We start from the raw sequence: 5496 nt of genomic DNA, 5'->3' as shown, positions 1-5496 counted from the left end.
CGAGCAATCTCGCGATCATGTCGGTCGCCGCGAACCAGGGCCGCAAGGCGGCGCTCGCGTTCGCGCTCGGCGTCATTTCCGGGTCGATGTTCTGGGCGACGGTGGCGGCGCTCGGCGTGTCGGCCGCTGCTGGCGGACGTCGCGCGGCAGGATGCGGTACGCGATGCGCTGGCGCAGACCGAGGCGGCGTTCGGCCCGCTCGACGTGCTGGTGAACAACGCGGGCATCAACGTGTTCGCCGATCCGCTGACGATGACCGACGACGACTGGCGCCGCTGCTTCGCGGTCGACCTCGACGGCGTGTGGCACGGCTGCCGCGCGGCGCTGGAGGGGATGGTCGAACGCGGTCGCGGCAGCATCGTGAACATCGCGTCGACGCACGCGTTCAGGATCATCCCGGGCTGCTTTCCGTACCCGGTCGCGAAGCACGGCGTGCTGGGCCTCACGCGTGCGCTCGGCATCGAATACGCGGCGCGCAACGTGCGCGTGAACGCGATCGCGCCGGGCTACATCGAGACGCAGCTCACGCGCGACTGGTGGGACGCGCAGCCCGATCCGGCCGCTGCGCGCGCAGAAACGCTCGCGCTGCAGCCGATGAAGCGGATCGGCCGGCCGGAGGAGGTCGCGATGACGGCCGTGTTCCTGGCGTCCGACGAGGCGCCGTTCATCAATGCCGCGTGCATCACCGTCGATGGCGGGCGCGCGGCGCTGTATCACGACTGACGCAACGATTCGAAAGACCGCACGTGCGACGGCCGCGCGCACGCTGCGTCGAAACCAACAAGCGGCTGCATCCTGTTCGATGAAGACAAGGAGACACTGGAGATGAAACGCAGAATGTTCGTAACGCTGGCTGCCGCGGCCGCCGTGGTGATCGGGAGCCCCGTCGTGCACGCGGCCGATCCGGTCAAGATCGGTTTCCTCGTGAAGCAGCCGGAAGAGCCGTGGTTCCAGGACGAGTGGAAGTTCGCCGAGATGGCGGCGAAGGACAAGGGCTTCACGCTCGTGAAGATCGGCGCGCCGTCCGGCGAAAAGGTGATGAGCGCGATCGACAACCTGTCCGCGCAGAAGGCGCAGGGCTTCATCATCTGCACGCCGGACGTGAAGCTCGGGCCGGGCATCGTCGCGAAGGCGAAGTCGCACAACCTGAAGATGATGACGGTCGACGACCGTCTCGTCGACGGCGCGGGCAAGCCGATCGAGTCGGTCCCGCACATGGGGATCTCCGCGTACAACATCGGCAAGCAGGTCGGCGACGGCATCGCGGCCGAGATCAAGAAACGCGGCTGGGACATGAAGGACGTCGGCGCGATCGACATCACCTACGAGCAGCTGCCGACCGCGCACGACCGCACGAGCGGCGCGACCGACGCGCTGGTGGCCGCCGGCTTCCCGAAGGCGAACGTGATCGCGGCGCCGCAGGCGAAGACCGACACGGAAAACGCATTCAACGCGGCAAACATCGCACTCACGAAGAACCCGCAGTTCAAGCACTGGGTCGCGTACGGCCTGAACGACGAGGCCGTGCTCGGCGCGGTGCGCGCGGCCGAAGGGCGTGGCTTCAAGGCGGACAACATGATCGGCATCGGTATCGGCGGCTCCGATTCGGCGCTGAACGAGTTCAAGAAGCCGCAGCCGACGGGCTTCTACGGCACCGTGATCATCAGCCCGAAGCGCCACGGCGAGGAAACCTCGGACCTGATGTACACGTGGATCACGCAGGGCAAGGCACCGCCGGCGCTGACGCTGACGACGGGCATGCTCGCGACGCGCGACAACGTGTCGAAGGTCCGCGAGGAGATGGGGCTCGCGTCGAAGTAAGCGGCCCGCCGGCTGCCGCGGCGATGCGGCAGCCGGCGGTCGATCGATCCGGAAGTGGGGAGACGACGTGTCAGCGGCACTGCGTTTTGACAATATCGGCAAGGTCTTTCCCGGCGTGCGCGCACTCGACGGCATCTCGTTCGACGTGCATGCGGGCGAGGTGCATGGCCTGATGGGCGAGAACGGCGCGGGCAAGTCGACGCTGCTGAAGATTCTCGGCGGCGAATACCAGCCCGATGCGGGCAGCGTGCTGGTCGACGGCCAGCCCGTGCAGTTCGCGAATGCGGCCGCGTCGATCGCGGCCGGCATCGCGGTGATTCACCAGGAGCTGCAGTACGTGCCCGACCTGACGGTCGCGGAAAACCTGCTGCTCGGCCGCCTGCCGAATGCGTTCGGCTGGGTGAGGAAGCGCGAGGCGAAGCGCTACGTGCGCGAGCGGCTCGCCGCGATGGGCGTCGACCTCGATCCCGACGCGAAACTCGGGCGGCTGTCGATCGCGCAGCGGCAGATGGTCGAGATCTGCAAGGCGCTGATGCGCAATGCGCGCGTGATTGCGCTCGACGAGCCGACCAGCTCGCTGTCGCATCGCGAGACCGAGGTGCTGTTCAAGCTCGTCGACGACCTGCGCGCGCAGGGCCGCGCGCTGATCTACATCTCGCACCGGATGGACGAGATCTACCGGCTGTGCGATGCATGCACGATCTTCCGCGACGGGCGCAAGATCGCGTCGCACGAATCGCTGGCCGACGTACCGCGCGAACGGCTCGTCGCCGAGATGGTCGGGCGCGAGATTTCGGATATCTATCATTACGCGCCGCGCACGCTCGGTGACGTGCGGTTCTCCGCCGAAGGTGTCGACGGCCATGCACTGCGCGAACCTGCGAGCTTCTCGGTGCGCGCGGGCGAGATCGTCGGCTTCTTCGGGCTCGTCGGTGCGGGCCGCAGCGAGCTGATGCGGCTCGTGTACGGCGCGGATCACCGGCGCGCGGGCGTGCTGACGCTCGACGGTGCGCGCATCGACGTGAAGCGCACCGGCGACGCAATTCGCCATGGCATCGTGCTGTGCCCCGAGGATCGCAAGGAAGAGGGGATCATCGCGATCGCGTCGGTCGCGGAGAACATCAACATCAGCTGCCGCCGCCATTCGCTGCGCGCGGGGCTCTTCATCAACCGCAAGGCCGAAAGCGAAACGGCCGACCGCTTCATCCAGCGGCTGAAGATCAAGACGCCGAACCGGCGCCAGAAGATCCGTTTCCTGTCGGGCGGCAACCAGCAGAAGGCGATCCTGTCGCGCTGGCTCGCGGAGCCCGACCTGAAGGTCGTGATCCTCGACGAGCCGACGCGCGGGATCGACGTCGGCGCGAAGCACGAGATCTACGACGTGATCTACCGGCTCGCGGAACGCGGCTGCGCAATCGTGATGGTGTCGTCGGAGTTGCCGGAAGTGCTCGGCGTGTCCGACCGCATCGTCGTGATGCGCGAAGGCCGGATCGCAGGCGAGCTGCCGCGCGACCAGGCGAACGAGCACGCGGTGCTGAGCCTGGCGCTGCCGCAGACGAGCGCCGTCGAGGCGGCCTGACACGGAACACGACAATCGAATCGGACACGCGCGGCGCGGGCCGTGCGATGCAGGAGCAGGAGACACCATCATGCAAGTCAACGAAAACCTTGGCAGCGCCGCCGTGAAGCCGTCGGCCGACGCGCTGGTGCCGCAGCAGAGCGACCGCCAGAAGTGGTGGCAGCATCTGACCGAATACAGCCTGATCGCGATCTTCGCGGTGATGTTCATCACGATGTCGCTGACCGTCGATCACTTCTTCTCGATCGACAACATGCTCGGCCTCGCGCTGTCGATCTCGCAGATCGGGATGGTCGCGTGCACGATGATGTTCTGTCTCGCATCGCGCGACTTCGACCTGTCGATCGGCTCGACCGTCGCGTTCTCCGGCGTGCTGTGCGCGATGGTGCTGAACGCGACCGACAACACGTTCGTCGCGATCGTCGCGGCGGTCGCGGCCGGCGCCGCGATCGGCTTCGTGAACGGCGCGGTGATCGCGTACCTGCGCATCAATGCGCTGATCACGACGCTCGCGACGATGGAAATCGTGCGCGGGCTCGGCTTCATCGTGTCGAAGGGGCAGGCGGTCGGCGTGTCGTCGGATACGTTCATCGCACTCGGCGGGCTGTCGCTGTTCGGCGTGTCGCTGCCGATCTGGGTCACGCTGCTGTGCTTCATCGCGTTCGGCGTGCTGCTGAACCAGACGGTATACGGCCGCAACACGCTCGCGATCGGCGGCAACCCCGAGGCGTCGCGGCTTGCGGGGATCAACGTCGAACGCACACGCGTGTACATCTTCCTGATCCAGGGCGCGGTGACGGCGCTCGCCGGCGTGATCCTCGCGTCGCGCATCACGTCGGGCCAGCCGAACGCCGCGCAGGGCTTCGAGCTGAACGTGATTTCCGCGTGCGTGCTCGGCGGCGTGTCGCTGATGGGCGGCCGCGCGACGATCTCGGGCGTCGTGATCGGCGTGCTGATCATGGGCACCGTCGAGAACGTGATGAACCTGCTGAACATCGACGCGTTCTACCAGTACCTCGTGCGCGGCGCGATCCTGCTCGCGGCCGTGCTGCTCGACCAGCTGAAGAACCGCGGCGTCCGCGACTGACCGCTTTCACGGAGACGATTCGCATGACACTCGACACTTCCGCGCAGGACCCGAACCACGCGCGCCATGCGCGCTATCCGAGCCTCGAGGATCGCGCGGTGCTGATCACGGGCGGCGCGACCGGCATCGGTGCGTCGTTCGTCGAACACTTCGCCGGGCAGGGCGCGCGCGTCGCGTTCGTCGATCTCGACGCGGCGGCCGGTGCCGCGCTGGCGGAACGCCTCGCGCACGTGCCGAACGTGCGTCACGCGCCGCTGTTCATCCAGTGCGACCTGACCGACATCGACGCGCTGCGCCATGCGATCGACGCGATCCGCGCGCGCATCGGCGCGATCGCGGTGCTCGTGAACAACGCGGCGAACGACGCGCGCCATGCGATCGGCGACGTGACGCCCGAGTCGTTCGACGCGGGCATCGCGGTGAACCTGCGTCACCAGTTCTTCGCCGCGCAGGCGGTGATCGACGACATGAAGCAGCAGGGCGGCGGCGCGATCGTCAATCTCGGCTCGATCAGCTGGATGCTGAAGAACGGCGGCTATCCCGTGTACACGATGGCGAAGGCCGCCGTGCAGGGGCTCACGCGCGGGCTCGCGCGCGACCTCGGCCCGTTCGGCATCCGCGTGAATTCGCTGGTGCCCGGCTGGGTGATGACCGACAAGCAGCGCCGGCTGTGGCTCGACGACGCGGGCCGCGCGGCGATCAAGGCCGGCCAGTGCCTCGATGCCGAGCTGTTGCCCGCCGATCTCGCGCGGATGGCGCTGTTCCTTGCGGCCGACGACAGCCGGATGATCACCGCGCAGGACGTGATCGTCGACGGCGGCTGGGCCTAACCGTTCGCACGACCCGCATCGTTTCTTCGACGAAGGAAAGGAGTTCATCATGACCGCCACGTCCTCGCGCGCATCGTCGTCCACCAGCCAGTCGCGCCGTGCGCGCCTGGCCGCCGCCGCGCAGCCGGTCAGCCCCGGCCCGCAGACAGCAGCCTTTGCGCAGGGCGTCGGCGCCGCGG

At 67.7% G+C, this 5496-nt stretch carries 4 protein-coding genes and 3 pseudogenes; all 7 read left to right on the top strand.

Annotated elements, in window-relative coordinates; genetic code table 11:
* A pseudogene (locus tag G3N61_RS39930) lies at positions 1 to 128 on the top strand (LysE family translocator); the annotation flags it as partial.
* A gap of 4 nt (positions 129 to 132) precedes the next feature.
* Positions 133 to 723 (top strand): annotated as a pseudogene (locus G3N61_RS37730) (SDR family oxidoreductase); the annotation flags it as partial.
* A 102-nt stretch (positions 724 to 825) separates the two neighbouring features.
* A complete protein-coding gene (locus G3N61_RS37725) occupies positions 826 to 1821 on the top strand; it encodes an arabinose ABC transporter substrate-binding protein (protein WP_205824963.1) in 996 nt (331 codons plus the stop codon).
* Between the two features lie 67 nt (positions 1822 to 1888).
* Positions 1889 to 3400 carry an L-arabinose ABC transporter ATP-binding protein AraG gene (gene araG, locus G3N61_RS37720; RefSeq protein ID WP_089449879.1) on the top strand — a complete coding sequence of 504 codons (1512 nt, stop codon included), beginning with the start codon at positions 1889 to 1891 and terminating at the stop codon, positions 3398 to 3400.
* Positions 3401 to 3470: 70 nt separating this feature from the next.
* Complete coding sequence (gene araH, locus G3N61_RS37715; RefSeq protein WP_043191339.1) at positions 3471 to 4487, top strand: L-arabinose ABC transporter permease AraH; 1017 nt, start codon at positions 3471 to 3473, stop codon at positions 4485 to 4487.
* Between the two features lie 23 nt (positions 4488 to 4510).
* Complete coding sequence (locus G3N61_RS37710; RefSeq protein WP_205824962.1) at positions 4511 to 5317, top strand: SDR family oxidoreductase; 807 nt, start codon at positions 4511 to 4513, stop codon at positions 5315 to 5317.
* 49 nt (positions 5318 to 5366) lie between these two features.
* A pseudogene (locus tag G3N61_RS37705) lies at positions 5367 to 5496 on the top strand (aldose 1-epimerase); the annotation flags it as partial.

Source organism: Burkholderia sp. Ac-20349 (assembly GCF_017104865.1).
Taxonomy (GTDB): Bacteria; Pseudomonadota; Gammaproteobacteria; order Burkholderiales; family Burkholderiaceae; genus Burkholderia; species Burkholderia aenigmatica.
This window is presented reverse-complemented; position numbering and strand designations above follow the sequence as displayed.

Excerpts from the sequence above, each read along its gene's own strand:
- araH (WP_043191339.1), top strand. The coding sequence starts at position 3,471 with ATGCAAGTCAACGAAAACCTTGGCAGCGCCGCCGTGAAGCCGTCGGCC.
- G3N61_RS37725 (WP_205824963.1), top strand. The coding sequence starts at position 826 with ATGAAACGCAGAATGTTCGTAACGCTGGCTGCCGCGGCCGCCGTGGTG.
- G3N61_RS37710 (WP_205824962.1), top strand. The coding sequence starts at position 4,511 with ATGACACTCGACACTTCCGCGCAGGACCCGAACCACGCGCGCCATGCG.